Below are 18655 nucleotides of genomic sequence, written 5' to 3' on the forward strand. Positions count from 1 at the left end.
CGGATTTAAGCCACCGGACTGGTACATGACCACCATGGAGATACCAGACCTCGTCCGGCAAGCGCTCGGGGACGAGGAGGTCACGGCCGGCGTCAACCTCGGGGACGAAGACGCCGTCTGTTTCACCCCGACGCGGACGCTCGTCTACAGGGGCGAAGGGTTGCTGAGTGACGAAGGGGTCGGCGAGTACGCCCACGACTTCGAACGCCTCTCGATTTCCGAGGGTCGCCGGAAGACGAAGTTCACGATGACCTACGTCGACGACAAGGACTCGTTTGCCGTCCCCGGCAAGCGTACCAGCGCGGTCCTCGAACGCCTGCTGGAGGGGAACCTCCGCGTCAAGGGCGTCATCGCGGACGACGAGGGCGTCAGCGGCGTCTTCCGCTTCAGCGAACTGACGCTGGTCGTCACCGAGTCGCGCCTGCTCAAACACATCGGCGAGTACACCTGGGCCGGCGACTTCGAGTCGTATCACTACGACGACGTGACGGGGCTGCACTTCGAGGAGGGGAGCGTCGCGACGGCGGTCGTCCTCGAAGCCGACGGCCGTCCGGAACGCATCAAAGCGCCCAACGATCAGGCCGGGCTGTTCCGCAAGACGCTGGAGGGGTCGCTCTTCGCGTACCACGACGTGGACTCGCTCGGCGAACTCAACCACGCTCTCGAAGTCGACGAGACGGACGGCGAGACCGACGACGAGGAGGCGAGCCCCAGCGGGTCGGACGGTCTCGGACTCGACTCGGGCATCGATCCGCTGGTCGGCGACGACGAGGACGCGGACCCCTCGGACGAGCGACCGGCCGCGGCCGCCGGACAGCGTCAGTCGGCCGCCTCGGTCACCTCACAACGTGACGCGACCGGGTCCAGACAGGCGTCTCCGAGCGCCGACGGCACCACGAACGATGCCGACCTCGCGGCCGTCGAAGAGCAACTCGCGACGCTGACCGAGACGATCGAACAGCAAAACGAACTCCTCGCGAAACAACAGCAGACGATCAAGCAACTGATCAAAGAGCTCCGGCAGGGCCGCTAGTCGCGCCCGAGCACTTTCCTGATACACGTCGAGCCGAAGGGGCCGAGTTCGTCGCTGTCGAACTGGACGAAGTGGCCCTCGGAGATGCCCGCGCCACAGCGCTGGCAGTCGAACTCGCCCTCTTTGACGACGACGTCGCTCTCGAAGCTGACGAACGTGCCCGTCGCGGTCGGCCGGACCGTCCCGTCCTCGCGTTCGACGACACCCTCACGCTGTGCGGCCGTCAGGATCTCGCGCTGGACTGCCGGATCGGTGGTAACGATCTCGATGCGGTCCATCGCGTCCTTGACCGACAGCTCGGCGTGTTCGAGGTGGGCGAGCAGTTCCAGACCGAGCGCGACGCGATCGTCGGACGGCACGGTCGGAGCATCGACGGCGACGCTGGTAAACGTTCGGCTGCTCCGTCGAGCGCCGCTCCGGTCGCCGGGGAGTCGGACCACAAGAGGTTTCACACTGCGAACGCCGTTTTCGACCGATGAAACAGTCGACGCGACGGCAACTCGGGGGTGTCGTGGCCTTCGCCGCGCTCGTGCTCGTCGCGTCGCTGGTGCTCTCGCCCCGGCAGCTGCTCGACGAGGTCGCACATCTCTCGGCACATCCCCTCCAGTTCGGCGCGGCGCTGCTCGTGTTGTATCTCGTTCGCCCGCTGTTTGCCTGGCCGATCAGTCCGATCTCCGCGCTCGTGGGCTACGTACTGGGCCTCCGGTACGGGATCCCTGTCGCACTGGTCGGAGCGACGCTGACGACGATCCCGCCCTTCCTGTTCGCCCGCTATGCCGGGCGTAGCGGCGGCGGGCTGTTCGCCCGGCTCAACGACGCGGGCCGGCGGTTCATCTCTGTCACGGGCGCGACCCGCGGCGTTCTCGCGGCACGCCTCTCGCCGCTCCCCGCGGATCCGGTCTCGTACGGTGCCGGCTTCTCCGGCGTCTCGACGCGGGCCTACGTCGTCGGGACGTTCCTCGGAGAGATCCCGTGGGTGTTCGTGGAGGTGCTCGCCGGTGCGTCGATGCGGACCCTCTCGACCGAGGGGCTGAGCGCGGGCCTGCACGTGCTGCTTGGCTCGTTCGCGGTGGCTGTCGTGTTGCTGGCGGGGCCCGCGTACCGTCACGTCCGGTCGGCTCGTCCCTCGCGCAACTAGGTCGTGACCTCGAAGCGCGCACCGCCCGCGTCGCTTCGTCCGACCGTGATCGACCAGTCGTGAGCCCTCACGATGGTGTCGACGATCGCCAGTCCGAATCCGGTCCCCTCCTCGCTGGTCGTGAACCCCCGTTCGAAGATCGTCTCACGCTGGCTCGGCGGAATCCCGTCCCCGTCGTCGACGACGGCGAACCCGTCGTCGGTGTCGACGACGCGGACCGTCTCGGCTCCGCCGTGGGTGATCGCGTTGCAAAACAGGTTGTCGAACAGTTCCTGGAGTCGGTCGAAGTCGGCCTCGACGCGGCTGTCGGTCTCGGCGACGAGATCCTTCTCGTCGGCGTCGAGTTGCGACCAGGCCGCCTGGGCGACCACGTCGAGAGCGACCGGTTCGAGGTCGCCGACCCGCCGTCCCTGGCGGGCGAGGGTGAGGAGGTCGCCGATGAGCGCTTCCATCCGATGGGCGGCGTCGGCCGCGTCGTCGAGGTGTTCGAGCTCGCCGGTCGCAATAGCGTGGTTGACACGTCCCTGAACGACGTTGAGCGGGCTCCGGAGGTCGTGGCTGACGACGCTGGCGAACTGTTCGAGCTGTCGCTCCCGCTGTTTGCGCTCGCTGATGTCCCGGATGACTCCGGCGGTCCCTCTGAACCGCCCGTCGTCGGCCGGCAGCAGGGCGACGTGGTTCTCGCAGGTGATCCGGGTTCCGTCGGCCGTCTGGAGTCCCATCTCGAAGGTCCCGTTCGTCCGATCCGGGTCGGCGAGCAGTTCGGCGATGAGGTCTTCCCCGGCCGCAACGTCTTCCGGGGTCATCAGCTTCGAGATGTGCTCGCCGATCAGTCGATCGCGGTCGTAGCCCGAGAGCGCCTCCATCGCGTCGTTGACGACGGTGAACTGCCCTTCGGCGTCGAGCGTGTAGACGGGATCCCCAACCGCCTGCAGGATCGTCTCGTAGCGCTCTAGCTCTCGTTGGCGTTCGGTCCGCTCGGTGATGTCTCGGATGACGCCGGCCGTTCCCTCGAACTCGCCGTCTTCGTCGGTCATGACGGCGATTTTCGTCTCGTTGTAGGTCTCCTCGCCGTCGTCGTCGACCGTCCACATCTCGAAGGTCGCCACGTCTCGATCGGTGGTCAACAGCTCGCGGATGCGTTCCTCGGCCCGTTCGACGCCGTCTCCGACGACGAACTCCTCGGGCGACGCTCCGACGATCTCCGACCGCTCGTAGCCGATGTGGTCGGCCAGCGCGTCGTTGATCATCTCGATGGTCCCGTCGGGAGCCATCACGTACATCGGGTCCGCGACGCTCTCGGCCAGCGTCTCGTACTGGCGCAGCGTCTGTTCGCGCTCCTTGCGCTCGGACACGTCACGGCCCACACCGGCGATGCCGAGGAACTCGCCGGTCGTGTCCGACAGCGCCGTGCCGTGGAACTCGTAGGGAATCGTCTCGCCGGACTTCGTCTGTACCGTGGCCTCGTATCGCGACGAGCCGCTCTCGATCGCACGCTCGATGGCAGCTTCGACCGTGGGAACGTCCTCGGGAGCGATGAACTCCAGTGCAGTCATCTCCGCGATCTCCTCGTCGCTGTATCCCGTCACGTCGACCACCTGCTCGTTCCACTGGCGCAGCGACCAGTCGGGCGTGACGACGTAGAAGAGGTCTTCGAGCGAGTTCAACACGTCCTCGACGTACGCTCGCTGCTCTTCGAGCGCCCGGCGGTGCTCCGTGCGAGCCGTGATGTCCGTCATAAACCCCTCCAGAATCTCCGTCTCGTCGTCGCGCGTGAGCAACTGGCCCCGCTCCCACAGCCACCGCCGTTGCCCGTCGTCCGTCTCGATCCGGTAGGTGACTTCGAAGGGCTCGCCGCTGTCGAGTGCCGACTGGACCGCCTCCCGGACGTCGTCGCGATCCTCGGGGTGAACCACGTCGGTCTCCCAGTCGACCCGTCCGCTCTCCAGGGCGTCGGGCTCGTAGCCGGTCAGCTCCCGGACTCCCGCGCTGACGAACTGCATCGGCCAGCCCGGTTCGTTTCGACAGCGATACACCATTCCGGGGAGGTTCGACACCAGCGTCGAGAGGCGCTGTTCTTGCCGTTCGATCGGCGTCGTCGCTCTGTACTCAGAGACCGTTCGCTCGACCCGATCCACGAGCGCGCGATACCCGTCGTCGCCGTCGCGAGGGAGGTACTCGGTGACGCCGGCAGCGACCGCCTCGCTGGCGAGCGCTTCACTTCCGGCGTCGGTACACAGCAGGAACGGAAGGTCCGGATACTCCGAGCGGACGGTTTCGAGGAGCGCGACGCTGTCGAGGGCAGACTCGTCGTGGCCGCTGACGACGCAATCGAACCGACCGTCGGCGAGTTCCTCGACGGCTGCCTCGCTGGTCGAGACGCTCTCGACGACGATGTCGTCGTCTGCCAGCCGCGCCGCGACGGCGTGTCGGACCTGCGGGTCGCGGTCCACGTGGAGCACTCGAATCCCGTCCACAGGCTGGGTCATTACACGAGTCTCTGTCGCCCACCGTATAAAAATGTGTAGTTGTGTCGATATGACGGTCCACGAGCCGGCGTCGGTCCCAGTCGTCGCACTGTCACTGTTTCGAGCGACTCGCGACCACGTGATCGCGAGATCGGCCCAGACTGACAGTCGGCAGTGTCATACGGACGGTTGTCGTTGCGTATCAGTAGAACGTGTCGGCGCAGTCGTACACGACACCGTGCACGGGACAGACGTACTTGCAGTGGCGGTGGTACATGGGCGTCTCGCACATCGGACAGGGCCGCCCACCGGTCTCGGTCATGACACGCTCTGGGGTGCGGTCGGGCAAGAGCGTGTCGACGTTCGGCGTCGCGGACGAATTTGGTACGGAATCCGAAGAACCGTTAAGGGGGTAGTGTCCCCAGCAACGGGCATGACACGGTTCGCTCGCTTTCGTCCGTCGGCCGACGATGCGGTGGCGCTGTTTGCCGGCGTCGCGGCCGTCGTGGGCTCGTTCGCCGCCGTCGGCTTCGCCCCGTCGTTCGTCGCGTCACCGATCGAGCGGTGGCTGGCCCGGCGGATGCCCGGCGCTGTGGTCTCGCTGGCGATCCAGTTTCTCGGTTCGCTCGGCCAGCAGCTGAACCTCGTCGCCGCCGCGCTCGTGGCCGTCTGCGTCGTCGCCGCCGTCGCACGCGTCGCCGGCACGCTCGGGGATCGACTCGCCAACCGCGCCGTCGGACCCGTCGTCGCCGGTGGCGTCGTCTTCGGCGTCGCGACGCTGCTCACGGGATCTGTCCCTTCCAGCGGTGGTGCCGCAGTCGGGACGGCTCTCACACTCGGCCTCGCGGGGCTGTCGGGCTCGCTCCCGGCTCGCGGCGCGACGAGTCCCGACCGTCGGCGCGTCCTCGCGTCGCTGGGGACGGCTGCCGGACTCGGCGTCGTCGCGACCGTCCTGACCGACGACACCAGCCAGCCGACCGCGACCATTCCGGACGACGCCAGTCCAGCGGTGCGTGAGGCACTCGAAGCGGCCGCAGACCAGTCGCTGGCCGTCGACGGACTCGAACCGCTCGTGAGCGACGAGTTCTTCAGCGTCGACATCAACGCCGTCGATCCCGAGGTCGACGCGACCCAGTGGTCCCTCTCGGTGACCGGCTCGGTCGAGGAAGAGATCACGGTCGACTACGAGCAGCTCCGGTCGATGGACGCACGGACGGAGTTTCACACGCTGCGCTGTGTCGGCGAGTCGCTCAACGGGACGAAGATGGACAACGCCCTCTGGACCGGCGTTCCCGTCCGGACGCTGCTGGACCGAGCCGGCCCCGACAGCGACTGTGACTGCGTGCGGGTCCACGCCGCCGACGACTACTACCAGGTGTTCCCCATCGACGCGCTCAACGGCGCGATGCTGGCCTACCGGATGAACGGCCGCCCGCTGCCACAGGGTCACGGCTACCCGGCCCGGGCGCTGGTGCCCGGCCACTGGGGCGAGATCAACGTCAAGTGGATCACCGAGATCGAGGTGATCGACCGCGATGCGGAGGGCTACTGGGAGGAACGTGGCTGGCACGGCACCGGGCCGGTCGAGACCGTCGCGAAGATCCACGCCCAGAACACGCTACCAGACGGCCGCGTACAGGTCGGCGGCCACGCCTACGCCGGGACGCGTGGCGTCTCGGCCGTCGAAGTCTCGACTGACGGCGGCGACAGTTGGTCGGAGGCGCGACTCTCCGATCCCCTCGTCGAGTCGGTCGACTGGGCCGGCGAGCCGGGCGAGACGCCACACGCGCCGGACGTGTGGCGACAGTGGGCCTTCGAGTACGAGCCCCCGGCCGGCGAACACGAGGTCGTCGCCCGCGCGATCGAGGCCGACGGGACGGTCCAGCCCGAGACCGAACGCGAGGCCTTCCCCCACGGCCCCAGCGGGTGGGTGTCGAGGACGGTGGAGTAGCTCCTCCAGCGAACGGAACCGCGCGACACGGCGGGTTAGCTCGTCGCCCCGTCCACGTCGACGCTCTGGGACCGCTCGGTCTCGTGCCCCAGCTGGGTCTTCAGCTGATCGAGTTCGCGATCGACTCGCTGTTCGGTCGAGCGTCGGTCCAGTTCCCGGTCGATCTCGTCGCCCTCTGCGAGCACGTCGTCGAGCGCACCGCTCGCCTCGAGCTCTTCGAGCGCAGCCGCTCTGGCCTCCATCTGCTCGGTCCGTTCGGTCGCACGCTCGATTGCACGGTTCACGTCGGCCATGTCGCCGCCGACCCCGGTGAACGCCTCGGCGACGCGGGCCGACGCCTCGGCCGCTTCGTGGCGCGCCTTCAGCGTCTCTTTGTGGGTCCGGAACCCCTCGATCCGTCCCCGAAGTTCGATCTGGCGCTGGACGAGCTGGTCCTGCGTCGCCTGCAGTCTGTCGATCTGTTCGTCCAGGCCAGCGAGCTGATCGCTCGTCGCGTGTTTCTTCTCCAGGGCGCGTCTGGCCAGCTCCTCACGCTCCTGTCGGAGTGCCTCCTGGGCTTGCTCGTCGTACTTCTCGACGGCCGCCCGCAGGCGTTCGCGGTGCATCTCCAGGCGCTTCTTCTGGGTGGTGAGGTCGGCGATGCCGCGGTTGATCTCCTGGAGCTCGTCTCGGAGTTGTTCGTAGGAGTAGTCCAGTTCTGCGACGGGGTCTTCGACGCGGTTCAACAGGGCGTCGAGCCACGACCGGACGACGAAGCCAAACCGCCGGAGCAGACTCACGGGCGCACCCTCCGTTCGGGACGGTCGCGTCGGTAGGGGGTACTGTCCATGTCTACACCAGAACGACGACCGAGCGGCGGTTAATCGTGGTTTCGGGTGACTGTCCACGAAGCGACCAGTCGCCTGCAAGTTCGTCCTCGCGTCGTCACTCGGTCTCGCGTGGCGAGATCTCGACAGCGGCCTGCGTCGAAAGAAGAGAACGAACGTCGCGAACCGAGAGTGTCACACGCTCTTGGCCCCGGGTGTGGCCGGCGGTCGGCCACGGAGATCCGCAGTCAGATCCTCATACGGGCAGTTGTAGACACGTTCCCGGTCGATCGCACACCGTCGTGCGATCAATCCGGCGAGGAACTACAACTGTCCGTATCAGCACTCCGACCAGCCACAGGACTCGCAGGTCTTGCAGCCTTCGGAGTAGTACAGCGACAGCGAGCTACACTCCGGACACTCCGGATTCTCGCCCGCGTCGATCAGTTCCTGCTGGTCGGCGTCGGTGGCCTCGCCCGGCGACGACGGTTCTGTGCCCGCCGCGTCCGTGGCCGAACTGTCGGCGGTGACGGCACCGCCGTCGGTCTCGGGCACGTTCGGATCCGCACTGCCCGCCTCGTCTTCGGCGGTCTGTTCGAGCGTGGCCTGGTCCGGGTACGCCTTGTCGATTTCGTCGTCGAGATAGCGACGCATCGCCGTGCCGATGGCGTCGGGGATCGACTGGATCTGTTCGCCCTTGTCCCAGGCGACCTTGGGCGAGCGGATGCCCTGCAGTTCGTCTGCGATCTCCTTGGGATCGACGCCCGAACGGAGCGCCGTCGAGATGGTCTTGGCCAGGGCCTCGGTGAAGGAGGCCGTAAAGCCGCCGGAGTTCCCGATGTTGGCGAACAGCTCGAAGGGCCGTTCCCGCTCGGGGTCCTCGTTGATGTTGACGTACAGCTTCCCGTAGCCGGTGTCGATGCGCTGGGTGACGCCGTGGAGCACGTCCGGTCGGCTCTGCTTCTCGGCGAACGGGCTGGTCTCGGGCTGCTCGCCGTCGGCCACTTCCAGCAGCGACTCGACCTGCTGATCGAGTGCCTCCTGGACGGCCTCGTGTTCGAGGAAGCCCTCGATGCCGTCGAAGACCTCCTCGATCTGGGCGACGATCTCGCCCTCGTCCATGTCTGCGAACTCGGCGTTCTGGGCCCGCGTCGTCAGCACTTGCTTGCTGCGGGTGCCGTCGCGGTAGTAGGTGACGCCCTTGCCGCCGTGCTCGTAGATGTACTCGAACACTTCCCGGGCGTCCTCGAGCGTGGAGTCGTTGGGCGCGTTGACCGTCTTCGAGATCGCGGAGTCGACGCCCTGCTGGCAGGCACACTGGATGCCGGCGTGTTCTTTCGGCGTGAGGTCGCCGGTCGTGACGAACAGCTCGCCGATGGCGTCGGGCACCGTCGTCAGGCCGTCGACGCCGTCGAAGGCGTTGTCGGCCATCTGCTCTTGGGCCTCCTCCTTGACGGCATCGACGTCGATGCCGTTCTCCTCCAGCACGCGCAGGAAGTAGTCGTCGAACTCGACGAGCATCTCGTCGCCTTGCACGTCGTCGGAGACGTTCTTGTAGTAGGCGACGTTGTAAATCGGCTCACAGCCGCCGGTGGTGTTGCCCACCATCGAGGTGGTGCCAGTCGGCGCGATCGTGGTGGTGTTGTGGTTGCGGATCGGGAAGCCCTCGGCCCACTCGTCGGCGTCGAGGCCGGTCTGGGACTCGAACCACTCCCGGTAGGCCGTCGGGTCCGCGTACTTGGAGTTGTCCCACTCGTCGAAGGTGCCCCGATCCTCGGCGAGTTCGTGGCTGGCCCACTTCGAGCCGTGGTTGATCTGGCGCATGATCTGGCGGGCGATCTCGTCGCCCTCCTCGGAGCCGTACTTGACCCCGAGCTGGATGTACAGCTGGGCCAGTCCCATGATGCCCAGCCCGATCTTGCGCATCTCTCGGACCTTCTCCTCGATCTTCTCGACCGGGAAGTCCGACATCGTGACGACGTTCTCGAGGAAGCGCGTTCCCAACTCGATGCGGCGCTGGAACTCCTCGTTGTCCAGCGCGTCGTCGAGGAAGGCATCGACGGCGTCTTCGAGCGCATCGTACTCGTCGGCGTGGGCGTCGGACCAGACACGCCAGTCCGGGGCGTCCTGGTCGGCCAGCGTCGAGAGGTTGATGTGCCCGAGGTTACAGGCCTCGTACTCCTCCAAGGGCTGTTCGCCGCAGGGATTCGTCGCGAGGATGCGGTGGTCGGGGTGTTCCTCCACGTCGAAGGAGTGTTGCTTGTTGACGCGTTCGAGATAGATCACGCCCGGTTCGCCGTTCTCGTGTGCGCCGCCGATGATGCGCTCCCAGAGCTTCTCTGCGGGGATCGACAGCACTTCGCCGGCCTCGACGTACTCGCCGAGGTCGAACATCTCGTACAGTTCCTGGGTCTCCTCGGTGGCGACGTGGGGCTCGTTCGTCCGCGGGTTGGTGAAGGTGAACTCCTCGCCGGCCTCCAGTGCGTCCATGAAGTCGTCGGTGATGCCGACGGAGATGTTGAAGTTCGAGAGGTGACCCTCGACGGCGTTGCGGAGGTGCTTCGGGACTTTGCCGTCCTCGTCGATGAGTTCGCGGGCCTCCTCCAGGGCCTCGGCGAAGGAGTTGTGCGTGAAGTCGTCGGGGTCGTTCAGTCGCAGGGTCTCGGCCAGCGAGACGTCCTTGTTCTTGGCGTGGATGAACTGGATGACGTCCGGGTGCGAGACGCGCATGACGCCCATCTGAGCGCCACGGCGGGCACCACCCTGTGCGATCGTCTCGCACATCTGGTCGTAGGTGCGCATGAACGTGATTGGGCCAGAGGCGATGCCGCCGGTCGAGCCGACCTGATCGCCGTACGGCCGCAGTTGCCAGAAGGCGTATCCCATGCCACCGCCCGACTGGAAGACCTGTGCGGCCTCCTTGGCGGTCTGGTGGATGTCGTCGATGTCGTCGTCGGGCGAGTCGACGAAACAGGCCGAGAGCTGCTGGAGTTCGTCACCGGCGTTCATCAGCGTCGGCGAGTTCGGCATGAACGACAGGTTCTCCATCGCGTCCTGGAACTCGCCGGCCACGTTCTCGACGTGGTCTCGTAGCTCGTCGGGCAGTTCGGGGACGACGGTGTCGTACGCGAACTTGTTGACGTTGTACACCGACAGCTCGGTCTCGGCGTCGTCGCCGACGGTGGTTCCCTTGCCGAACACTTCCCCGGCGAGTTCGTCACGCCGCGGGTGATCGGGTTTGAGCTGGTCCGGGGTGACCGTCACGTCGACGCCCCGTTTGTCGGCTTCGAAGACGGCTTCGGCCAGGGCGACGTTCTTCCCGACCCGATCGAACAGATCCTCTTGCTGTTCGATCAGTTCGCCGTCGGCGTCCTTGCGGAGATAGCGGGCGGGCAGAATGTTGTGGTAGGCGTTGCCAGTGAGTCGGTCTTCGAGCGTGTCGCCGGTCGTCCGCTTGATCGGCAGCTGTACCTCGTCGGCACCTGCACCTGCGTCGCTCATTCCTCGGTCCTCCTGCCGACAGTGGCCGTCTGTCGGGCGATACCCCTCTCGATGATGCGTGTAGATCCTCTCATTCGTAACGACGGTTGTGTTTGTACGGACTGCTAAATACCCAGCGATACGTGTCCCCGCGGGCACGCGGCGGGAGACAGACCGCCGGGTGGTTTCGACGCTATGCGAAGTATCACTGGTGGGTAATATCAGCCACGATCCAGCGGGCAGCGCACGCGATTCGCTGTACGATACATAGCAAACGCCGACAGTACATTAATGGAGTGAGACCGGAGTGAAAGTGAAAACCAGGTCCCGGAAACCACTAGACGAGAGCCGAAATTTCAGTCGAAATAGTCGGGGGTTTCGACTGGAGATTCCGCAGACGGCCGGCGAGGATCGCCGGTCGATCGCGCCGCGCCGTCGTCGTTCAGTCTTGCATTTTTTGTTTCTGATACGTTCGCCGTGTCCCGGCGCGACGGCGCGGCCAGTGAGCACGGCGACAAAGCATATGCCGATGGGCGGTGAGGGGCCAGTATGCTCCTGACTATCGGCGGGTTCGGAACGATCCCCGCCCTGCTGGTCGGCCTCGCCGCGCTGGCTGTCGTGATCTTGATCGGGCGGATCGTCCTCAAGTTCGCGTGGCGACTGGTCGTTCTCGCCGCGGTCGCCGTCGGCGTGCTCTACCTGCTCGGACTGTTCGGCATCTCCGTGCTCTGATACGGACGGTTGTAGGCGTTTACCCAGTCGACCGCACGACGGCGTGCGGTCGATCTGGTAAAGACCTACAACTTTCCGTATGATCGAGTCGACAGACGCCGCCAGGTTCAGAGGCCGTCGAGAAAGTTCTCGATGAGGTCGTGGCCGACTGCGGTCAGCACCGACTCGGGATGGAACTGGACCGCCTCGATGGGGTACTCGCGGTGGCGGACGCCCATCACTAGTTCGACCGTCCCGTCGTCGGTCGCCACGCCGGTCGTGGCCGTCACGTCGAAGCAGTCGGGCACCTCGTCGGCGATCAGCGAGTGGTAGCGACCGGCCTGGAACCCCTGATCGAGTCCGGCGAAGACGCCCTGGCCGTCGTGGTCGATCGGGAACGCCTTCCCGTGGATCGGTTCGGGTGCGCGGCCGACCGTTCCGCCGTACTCGTAGACGGCGGCCTCCAGCCCCAGACAGACGCCGAGCGTCGGGACTTCGGGGCTGACTTCTCGTAGCACGTCCATCGTGACGCCCACGTCGCGGTCGTTCTTCGGGTGGCCCGGACCGGGGGAAATGACGATGGCGTCCGGATCGACGGCCCGGACCTCGGCGAGCGTCGCGGTGTTGCGCAGTACCTCGGTGTCGGCGTGTTCCGAGACGTACTCGACGAGGTTGTAGGTAAAGGAGTCGAAGTTGTCGATAAAGAGCACGAGCGGCCGGTCGTCGCCGGCCGCCTCGTCGCCGCTCATCGGGACACCTCCTCGTTCGCGTCGGCCGCGGGTGCTCGGATGCGCTCTACGGCGTCTAGCACGCCGCCCATCTTGTTCTCGGTCTCCTCGTACTCCGACCCGGGAACGGAGTCGGCGACGATTCCCGCACCGGCCTGGACGGTCGTGCGCTGGGTCCGGTCGCCATCGACGCCTGCTGGGGTATCACAGTCCTCGACCGTCGCCGACCGGATCACGATCGCGAAGTCCGTGTCGCCGGTCCAGGAGAAGTAACCGACGCCGCCGCCGTAGACCCCGCGTGGCGACCGCTCCAGTTCGTCGATGATCTCCATGGCCCGGATCTTGGGCGCACCCGAGAGCGTCCCCGCCGGAAACGTGGCGCGCGCGGCGTCGAAGGCGTCCGCTCCCTCGTCGAGCGTGCCGGTCACGGTCGATTCGATGTGCTGGACGTGGCTGTACTTGAGGACGTTCATGAACTCCTCGACGCGGACGCTCCCGGGCTCTGCGACCCGACGCACGTCGTTGCGCGCGAGGTCGACCAGCATCGTGTGCTCGGCCCGTTCCTTGTCGTCGGCGAGCATCTCGCCCGCGAGGCGGCGGTCCTCGACCGGACTCGTCCCGCGCGGACAGGTCCCCGCGATCGGATTCGAGACGATCCGGTCGTCGGCCACGGAGACGAGCGTCTCGGGGCTCGCGCCGACGATGCTCAGCCCGTCGTAGTCGAGCAGGTACATGTACGGCGACGGGTTGACCGCCCGCAGCGACTCGTACAGCGCCAGCGGGTCCATCTCACCGTACAGTTCCCGCTTGCGCGAGATGACGCCCTGGTAGATGTCGCCGCTGAGAACGGACTCCTTGGCGTGCTCGACGGCGTCTTCGTACTCGTCGCGCGGCCCGGCCTCTTCGTGGGCGGGGACGAAGCTGCCGGTCTCGAGGTCCGTGGCTCCGTCGAGGACGGCCTCGACCCGCTCGACCTCGTCGAGGAGCGCGTCGTAGCGTGCGCGGGGATCCTCACCGGGTCGGACGATCGGAGTGAACACGAGCGCGGCCGTCTCCTCGACGTGGTCGAAGCGCAGCGTCGTCGTCGTCAGCGCGAACTGTGCGTCGGGGAAGCGAGAGTCCGGCCGGTCGAGTCCGACCTCGTCGAGCCAGAGGTCGTAGACGGCGTCGTAGGCCAGGAAGCCGACGAGGCCGCCGTCGAGGTGTTGGCGATCGTGGTCCGGGAAGCCCCGCAGCTCCACGTCCGGCATGGCCGCCCGGAGATCGTCTAACACGTCGCCCCCGTCGGTCGTCACGAGGTCGGCGATCCGGTCGTCGAAGACCTCGACGCTGGTCTCGTCGTCGACCGTGATCACCGCGTCGGCGTCGTAGCCGACGAACGAGTAGCGGGCGTGGCGGTCGTCGGTCGCCGGTGCGAACGCGCCGTCTGGGTCGCTGGAGGCGACCTTCTCCGCGCTTTCGAGCAGGAAGGTGTGGCCGCCTTTGCCGGGGGCACCGTCCGCGGTCCGGCCGGTCAGCGCGGCGTAGGCCGCCAGCGGCTCCACGTCGGCCGACAGCTCCGCGACCGCTCGCACGGAGACCGGTCCGTCGGCGGTCGCTCGGTCGACGAACGTCTCGCGGTCGATATCGAGGGTCACCGTCCCGCCTCCACGGCCGCGGCGTCGGCGCGCTTCGCCTGCTGGACGAACGCCCGGACGGCGTCGTGGTCCTTGACGCCGCCTTCGGCCTCCACTCCGGAGGCCACGTCGACGCCGAACGGCCGGACCGTCCCGACGGCGTCGCCCACGTTCTTGGGGGTGAGTCCCCCCGCGAGGACGACCGGCGCGTCCAGCGTGTCGACGATCTCGCGCGTCCGATCCCAGTCGTGGGTCTCGCCGGTGCCGCCGCCGCCCTCGGCGTCGACCGAGTCCACGAGGAGGGCGTCCGCGGCGTCGGCGTACGCCTCGATCTCGGCGTGTTCGGCGTCGACGACGGCCACCAGCTGCGCGTCGACGCGCCGTCGGAGCGCGCCCAGCTGTGTCGGAGTCAACCCGTCGTGGACCTGCACCACGTCTGGCTGGACGGTCTCGACGCGGCGGGCTACGGACTGGACGGCCTCGGGCATCGTCACCAGCACGCTCGTCACGAGCGGTGGCACGCCGGCCACGAGCGCGGCCGCGGTCTCGTCGTCGACCTCGCGGGGCGTGTCCACGCTGACGCCGTTGATGACACCAATCGCGTCTGCGCCCGCGGCGACGACGGCCTCGCGGTCCTCGCGACGAGTGATTCCACAGACCTTGACCCGCGTCATGCCTCGCCTCTGAGCTCGTCGAACTTCCGGGCGGCGTCGCCGGACTCGATCGCCTCGCGAGCCGCCTCGACGCCGGCCTCGTGGCTGTCGGCTTCACCGGCGACGTAGATCGCCGCGCCCGCGTTCGCGAGGATGATGTCCTGTTTCGGTCCGGTGACGGTCCCCTCGACGATCCCTCGCAGGTCCTCGGCGTTTTCTTCGGGCGTGCCGCCGGCCACGTCTTCGATGTCGGCCGTCGTCAGTCCGATGTCCTCCGGGACGAGCGTGTACTCCTCGATCTCGGAACCGGTGACCTCTGCGACGACGGTCTCTCCGTGGATCGCGATCTCGTCGAGGCCCGATCCGTGGACGACCATCGCTCGCTCGACGTCCATCCGAGCCAGTGCCTCCGCGATCGTCGACACGAGGGCCGGATCGTAGACGCCGAGCACCTGCGCGTCCGCACCGGCGGGGTTGGTCAGCGGTCCGAGGATGTTGAAGATGGTCCGCATGCCGAGTTCCTTGCGCGGGCCGATGACGGCCTTCATCGCCGGGTGGAAGACGGGCGCGAGCATGAACCCGATCCCGTCGTCCTCGATGGCCTGCTCGACCTGTGGCGGTTCGGCCTCCACGTCGACGCCGGCCACCTCCAGCACGTCCGCGCTCCCCGACGAGGAGGAGACTGAGTAGTTACCGTGCTTGGCGATGGGGACGCCGGCACCCGCGGCGACCATCGTGCTCGTCGTCGAGACGTTGATCGTGTCGTAGTCGTCGCCGCCGGTGCCACAGGTGTCGACCAGCGGCCGCCGGTCGGGGTCGATCGTCCGCGCGGCGTCGCGCATCCCCTCGGCGAAGCCGGCGATCTCCGCTTCGGTCTCCCCTTTCGCTCGCAGACCCGCCAGCAGTGCCCCGATCTGGGCCTCCGTGGCGTCCTCGAAGACCGCCGTCGCTGCCTCGCGAGCCTCGTCCTGTGTCAGATCCTCTCCCTCGGTCACGCGTTCGATGTATTCCTGCATTGTGGGTCACCAATGAACTCTTTCGTGTTGTAATGTACAACCTCGTACATCCAAATAAGGCTGTCGGGACCACGTGACGGATTCGATATCGCGACATCGCCCGAGTGGAGACGTCGTGTCGCTCGAATCGCTCTCGACCGCACCGTGCCCACAACCCACAGACGGCACTGGGATTCGGTTTCGAAACATTCAATTATACCCCTCTGCAACGGATGAGTGTAGATAGAAGCCAACGCGGGTTGGTGGTCTAGTTGGTTATGACACCTCCTTGACATGGAGGAGGCCGGCGGTTCAAATCCGCCCCAACCCATTTTTGACGACACAAACCGTGAGCGGAGCGAGCGGTCTGTGTCGGCGAAATTGGTGACACGGATTGGAAGCAGACGAGACGAGCATCGCGAGTCTCGGCGCGGTTCAAATCCGCCCCAACCCATTCTCTGATTCCTCGCGACGACGAGCACGACGATTCTTTCGCCGGTCTGGGTTCCGCCCGAGTCGACAGACGGCACCGCTTCGAGGACACTTCCTCGTGAGTGTCGCGTGTGGCTCGGCGGTGGCCTCTCGGAAGCCGGCGTGTTCGAAACCACCGCTCGACGACGGTGTGCCCGCTGTGTCACAATTTTTCACGCACGACATCGGTGGTCCCAATAGCTTCATACGCCGCCCGCCAGAGTGTGTCCATATGGACGAGACGATCAGCTCACGTCGGCCGTTCGAACAGTTCGTGCTGCTGGCGGTTGCCGAACTGACCATCGACGGGGAGACGCCCGTCCAGTCCCACGTGGTGACGGAGACGATCAAGGACCAGCTCGATACGGTCGCTCGTGATTCGTTCGGCGGCGTCGAACGACAGGAGGTCGTGTCGGCGCTGGGATCGCTCGCGGCGGACGACCTGCTGTCGACCGAGCGGACCACGTCGGCGACGGGGAAAGGGCGGCCCGCCTACGACGCCGAAGTCGGTGTGAAGACGATCGTGGAGACACTCCTGGACGACGACACGGTCGGTCCCTACGCCGAACGCCTGCAGACCACGGTCTGAGTGGCGTCTCGGAACGAAATCCACTTGGAGATAGCCAACCGATCTCCGCGTATGCGCGAGTTCGAGTTCACGGTCCAGTACGAGCCGGGCGCGGACGACCTGATGGACCTCTTTGTCGAGACTCCGTCGCTCTCCGCTCGCTCGCAGGCCTGTTTCGCCAACGCGGACGCGATGTGGCGAATCGACCGCATCGTCGGCCCGTCGGACGTGCTCGACCGCCTCGACGATCTCTATCTCGACGAGTCGATCTGTAACGAGTGTCTGGACATGGAGCGGTGTTCGTCCACCCGCGAGTACCAGGTTCTTGACGCCGGCCCGGAGCATCGCCTGATCTACACGCGCCGCCAGGAGATCGACCGCTGTCACTCCATCCCGTATCTCGCCGTCGACTACGTGGGCGACGGGGTGCTGTTCGACGCGGAACGATCGGGCGACGAGTACGTCTGGCGGGTCCTGATGCCGGAAGCGACGCCGGTCGGCGAGCTGTACGACGCGATCGAGCGAAACCTCAGAGACGGACTGACGCTCGAACTGGGCCACGTCGGCGGAATCGACGGCTGGCGTGGCGACGATGCCTTCGACGCCGATCTCACCGTCGAGGAGCGCCGAACGCTGCAGGCGGCCGTCGACGCGGGATACTACCGGACGCCACGGGAGACGACTGTCGACGAACTGGGCGAGCGACTGGACGTACCGCGATCGACGGTACAGTATCGGTTACAGCGAGCGGAGGGTAAGGCCGTCGAACAGTTCGCTGACGGTAGCCTCTAGACGATCGAGGCGTTGCTCGCTTCCTGCTCGATCGCCGGTGGTTCGCCGGCTTCCAGGCGTTCGAGTCGGTCCATGATCGTATGGACCACGTCACCATTCGTACAGGGAGCCACGTGCTGGAGTTCTCCGCCCGCGTACTCGGCCAGTCCCATCACGGGCAGGATCATCGCCGAGTAGTCGTCGGTGATCTCCGAAGAGATCTCGGTCGTCTGGTAGAACGACTCCAGCGAGACGTTGTTCGACAGCGCCCACTGCTTGAACTCGGCGACGCGATTGAGGATGTACCGGCCCTCCTCGGTGTGGGCGGCCGCCGACTCCCGGGACACCTGCTTGCCCCAGACGATGACCGAGAAGTCTTCGATCGCGTCGTTCTGGTCCAGCGTTTCGAGTCGCTCGATGACGGCCGCCTGTCGCTCGTGGGCACCGTCCGGAACGAGCGACCGGACGTAGAGTTCGATGTGGGGTGTGGGGGTATCGGACATGGTTCAACTGATCTACGTGTCAACACTCCCGCACCACACTAATACTTTGCGTGGACCCGTTGACGTGGGTAACGTTCACATACAAAATTGTGGGTAGAGCGGTTTTGCACTGGCTCTGACACCGGTTAGATCTGTGATCGTTCAACCGACAGGGACAAACGCTTTCCAACTATAACTGGATGTTTAAGAAATACTATATTGGTCGCTCTGCGGTGTCTCGCTGTTGGGGTCGGAGAGGCGTCACCGTCGTCGCTGGGTCTCCGGTTCCGCCTCACACCGTCTGTGAAAGCACGTTACGATAGCACTCCCTCGGTAGCGACAGCCCGGAGACAGACAGCCGGCAGCGTCAGTCGTCGTCGAGTCGGGCGAGTGTCTCGTGAGCGCCGACGACCATCGCGGGGACGACGATCATGAAGACGTGTTCCTCGATCGGAATTCCGAGCAGTTCGACGCCGGTTCGCATCGGGATCGCGAACACGCCGACCGCCAGCGTGTACCAGTCCCAGACGTACGCGAACGGATAGAGGACGGCGATCGTTCGGGCAGCGGTCCGGCCCGCGTCGGCGTACCAGAGCAGGCCGGCCGCGACGAGACCCCACACGATCTCTGTCGCGAGGTACGTGTACGGGCCGAGGACGGTGATGTCCGGGAGCACGCCGGGTGTTCGGGCGCTGGCACAATGAACTCCGGGGGTGAGCGAGTCCGACGAGCGTTCTCAGCTGCTGGAACCGGAACCAACTTTGATTACCTCTGGCGTCGAACC

Annotated in this window: 17 protein-coding genes and 1 tRNA gene; 7 read left to right on the forward strand and 11 right to left on the reverse strand. The window is 66.3% G+C overall.

What is annotated here, in order from left to right:
- Window positions 1-34 precede the first annotated feature (34 nt).
- Window positions 35-1033, forward strand: coding sequence for a DUF7115 domain-containing protein (locus HMUK_RS08420; protein WP_049940790.1), 999 nt, complete (start codon window positions 35-37; stop codon window positions 1031-1033).
- Here HMUK_RS08420 and HMUK_RS08425 read toward each other — a convergent pair.
- Window positions 1030-1392, reverse strand: coding sequence for a DUF5830 family protein (locus tag HMUK_RS08425; RefSeq protein ID WP_015762716.1), 363 nt, complete (start codon window positions 1390-1392; stop codon window positions 1030-1032). The two genes, HMUK_RS08420 and HMUK_RS08425, sit on opposite strands and share 4 nt — an antisense overlap.
- Window positions 1393-1508: 116 nt before the next feature.
- Between HMUK_RS08425 and HMUK_RS08430 the strand changes: the two genes are divergently transcribed.
- Window positions 1509-2171, forward strand: a complete 663-nt coding sequence (locus HMUK_RS08430; RefSeq protein WP_015762717.1) for a TVP38/TMEM64 family protein — start codon at window positions 1509-1511, stop codon at window positions 2169-2171.
- Here HMUK_RS08430 and HMUK_RS08435 read toward each other — a convergent pair.
- Both HMUK_RS08435 and HMUK_RS18090 read right to left on the reverse strand, forming a co-directional pair.
- The gene (locus HMUK_RS08435; protein WP_015762718.1) at window positions 2168-4660 is read right to left on the reverse strand and encodes a PAS domain S-box protein; all 2493 of its coding nucleotides are present in this window, start codon (window positions 4658-4660) and stop codon (window positions 2168-2170) included. The two genes, HMUK_RS08430 and HMUK_RS08435, sit on opposite strands and share 4 nt — an antisense overlap.
- A gap of 181 nt (window positions 4661-4841) precedes the next feature.
- Entirely contained in the window at window positions 4842-4961 is a 120-nt protein-coding gene (locus tag HMUK_RS18090; RefSeq protein WP_015762719.1) for an HVO_2523 family zinc finger protein, read from the reverse strand.
- Window positions 4962-5072: 111 nt separating this feature from the next.
- Between HMUK_RS18090 and HMUK_RS08440 the strand changes: the two genes are divergently transcribed.
- Complete coding sequence (locus HMUK_RS08440; RefSeq protein ID WP_015762720.1) at window positions 5073-6590, forward strand: molybdopterin-dependent oxidoreductase; 1518 nt, start codon at window positions 5073-5075, stop codon at window positions 6588-6590.
- A 35-nt stretch (window positions 6591-6625) separates the two neighbouring features.
- Here the strand turns inward: HMUK_RS08440 and HMUK_RS08445 are convergent, their stop codons facing one another.
- Together HMUK_RS08445 and HMUK_RS08450 are read right to left on the reverse strand one after the other, a co-directional pair.
- Window positions 6626-7369 (reverse strand): PspA/IM30 family protein, encoded by a 744-nt coding sequence (locus tag HMUK_RS08445; RefSeq protein WP_015762721.1) that lies wholly within the window; start codon window positions 7367-7369, stop codon window positions 6626-6628.
- A 366-nt stretch (window positions 7370-7735) separates the two neighbouring features.
- Complete coding sequence (locus HMUK_RS08450) at window positions 7736-10897, reverse strand: adenosylcobalamin-dependent ribonucleoside-diphosphate reductase (RefSeq protein WP_015762722.1); 3162 nt, start codon at window positions 10895-10897, stop codon at window positions 7736-7738.
- A 528-nt stretch (window positions 10898-11425) separates the two neighbouring features.
- Between HMUK_RS08450 and HMUK_RS08455 the strand changes: the two genes are divergently transcribed.
- A complete protein-coding gene (locus HMUK_RS08455; protein WP_015762723.1) occupies window positions 11426-11608 on the forward strand; it encodes a hypothetical protein in 183 nt (60 codons plus the stop codon).
- A 107-nt stretch (window positions 11609-11715) separates the two neighbouring features.
- On the opposite strand, the gene trpG is transcribed toward HMUK_RS08455, so the two are convergent.
- The 4 genes from trpG to trpD are packed head-to-tail and all read right to left on the reverse strand — an operon-like array spanning window position 11716 to window position 15600.
- Complete coding sequence (trpG, locus tag HMUK_RS08460) at window positions 11716-12336, reverse strand: anthranilate synthase component II (RefSeq protein WP_015762724.1); 621 nt, start codon at window positions 12334-12336, stop codon at window positions 11716-11718.
- A complete protein-coding gene (trpE, locus tag HMUK_RS08465; RefSeq protein ID WP_015762725.1) occupies window positions 12333-13952 on the reverse strand; it encodes an anthranilate synthase component I in 1620 nt (539 codons plus the stop codon). The genes trpG and trpE overlap by 4 nt, the downstream gene beginning before the upstream one ends.
- Window positions 13949-14605: a phosphoribosylanthranilate isomerase gene (locus HMUK_RS08470; protein WP_015762726.1), complete on the reverse strand. Its 657-nt coding sequence runs from the start codon at window positions 14603-14605 to the stop codon at window positions 13949-13951. Before HMUK_RS08470 ends, trpE begins: the two co-directional genes overlap by 4 nt.
- Window positions 14602-15600, reverse strand: a complete 999-nt coding sequence (gene trpD / locus HMUK_RS08475; protein WP_015762727.1) for an anthranilate phosphoribosyltransferase — start codon at window positions 15598-15600, stop codon at window positions 14602-14604. The genes HMUK_RS08470 and trpD overlap by 4 nt, the downstream gene beginning before the upstream one ends.
- Before the next feature lie 236 nt (window positions 15601-15836).
- On the opposite strand from trpD, the gene HMUK_RS08480 reads away from it, so the two are divergent.
- The 3 genes from HMUK_RS08480 (at window position 15837) to HMUK_RS08490 (ending at window position 17410) form a co-directional block, all read left to right on the forward strand.
- A tRNA-Val gene (locus HMUK_RS08480) sits at window positions 15837-15910 on the forward strand.
- A 372-nt stretch (window positions 15911-16282) separates the two neighbouring features.
- Entirely contained in the window at window positions 16283-16639 is a 357-nt protein-coding gene (locus HMUK_RS08485) for a hypothetical protein (RefSeq protein ID WP_015762728.1), read from the forward strand.
- Window positions 16640-16690: 51 nt separating this feature from the next.
- Complete coding sequence (locus HMUK_RS08490; RefSeq protein ID WP_015762729.1) at window positions 16691-17410, forward strand: helix-turn-helix domain-containing protein; 720 nt, start codon at window positions 16691-16693, stop codon at window positions 17408-17410.
- On the opposite strand, the gene HMUK_RS08495 is transcribed toward HMUK_RS08490, so the two are convergent.
- Window positions 17407-17892 carry an HTH domain-containing protein gene (locus HMUK_RS08495; protein ID WP_015762730.1) on the reverse strand — a complete coding sequence of 162 codons (486 nt, stop codon included), beginning with the start codon at window positions 17890-17892 and terminating at the stop codon, window positions 17407-17409. The two genes, HMUK_RS08490 and HMUK_RS08495, sit on opposite strands and share 4 nt — an antisense overlap.
- A 346-nt stretch (window positions 17893-18238) precedes the next feature.
- A complete protein-coding gene (locus HMUK_RS08500) occupies window positions 18239-18547 on the reverse strand; it encodes a lycopene cyclase domain-containing protein (protein WP_015762731.1) in 309 nt (102 codons plus the stop codon).
- Window positions 18548-18655: the final 108 nt, after the last annotated feature.

It is taken from the genome of Halomicrobium mukohataei DSM 12286, assembly GCF_000023965.1.
Taxonomy (GTDB): Archaea; Halobacteriota; Halobacteria; order Halobacteriales; family Haloarculaceae; genus Halomicrobium; species Halomicrobium mukohataei.

What these genes read in the sequence shown, in the direction of transcription:
- HMUK_RS08440 (WP_015762720.1), top strand. Translation starts at nt 5,073, where the DNA reads ATGACACGGTTCGCTCGCTTTCGTCCGTCGGCCGACGATGCGGTGGCG.
- trpG (WP_015762724.1), bottom strand. Translation starts at nt 12,336, where the DNA reads ATGAGCGGCGACGAGGCGGCCGGCGACGACCGGCCGCTCGTGCTCTTT.
- HMUK_RS08435 (WP_015762718.1), bottom strand. Translation starts at nt 4,660, where the DNA reads ATGACCCAGCCTGTGGACGGGATTCGAGTGCTCCACGTGGACCGCGAC.
- HMUK_RS08455 (WP_015762723.1), top strand. Translation starts at nt 11,426, where the DNA reads ATGCTCCTGACTATCGGCGGGTTCGGAACGATCCCCGCCCTGCTGGTC.
- HMUK_RS08485 (WP_015762728.1), top strand. Translation starts at nt 16,283, where the DNA reads ATGGACGAGACGATCAGCTCACGTCGGCCGTTCGAACAGTTCGTGCTG.
- HMUK_RS08470 (WP_015762726.1), bottom strand. Translation starts at nt 14,605, where the DNA reads ATGACGCGGGTCAAGGTCTGTGGAATCACTCGTCGCGAGGACCGCGAG.
- HMUK_RS08495 (WP_015762730.1), bottom strand. Translation starts at nt 17,892, where the DNA reads ATGTCCGATACCCCCACACCCCACATCGAACTCTACGTCCGGTCGCTC.
- HMUK_RS08430 (WP_015762717.1), top strand. Translation starts at nt 1,509, where the DNA reads ATGAAACAGTCGACGCGACGGCAACTCGGGGGTGTCGTGGCCTTCGCC.
- HMUK_RS08420 (WP_049940790.1), top strand. Translation starts at nt 35, where the DNA reads ATGGAGATACCAGACCTCGTCCGGCAAGCGCTCGGGGACGAGGAGGTC.
- HMUK_RS08490 (WP_015762729.1), top strand. Translation starts at nt 16,691, where the DNA reads ATGCGCGAGTTCGAGTTCACGGTCCAGTACGAGCCGGGCGCGGACGAC.
- trpD (WP_015762727.1), bottom strand. Translation starts at nt 15,600, where the DNA reads ATGCAGGAATACATCGAACGCGTGACCGAGGGAGAGGATCTGACACAG.
- HMUK_RS18090 (WP_015762719.1), bottom strand. Translation starts at nt 4,961, where the DNA reads ATGACCGAGACCGGTGGGCGGCCCTGTCCGATGTGCGAGACGCCCATG.
- HMUK_RS08450 (WP_015762722.1), bottom strand. Translation starts at nt 10,897, where the DNA reads ATGAGCGACGCAGGTGCAGGTGCCGACGAGGTACAGCTGCCGATCAAG.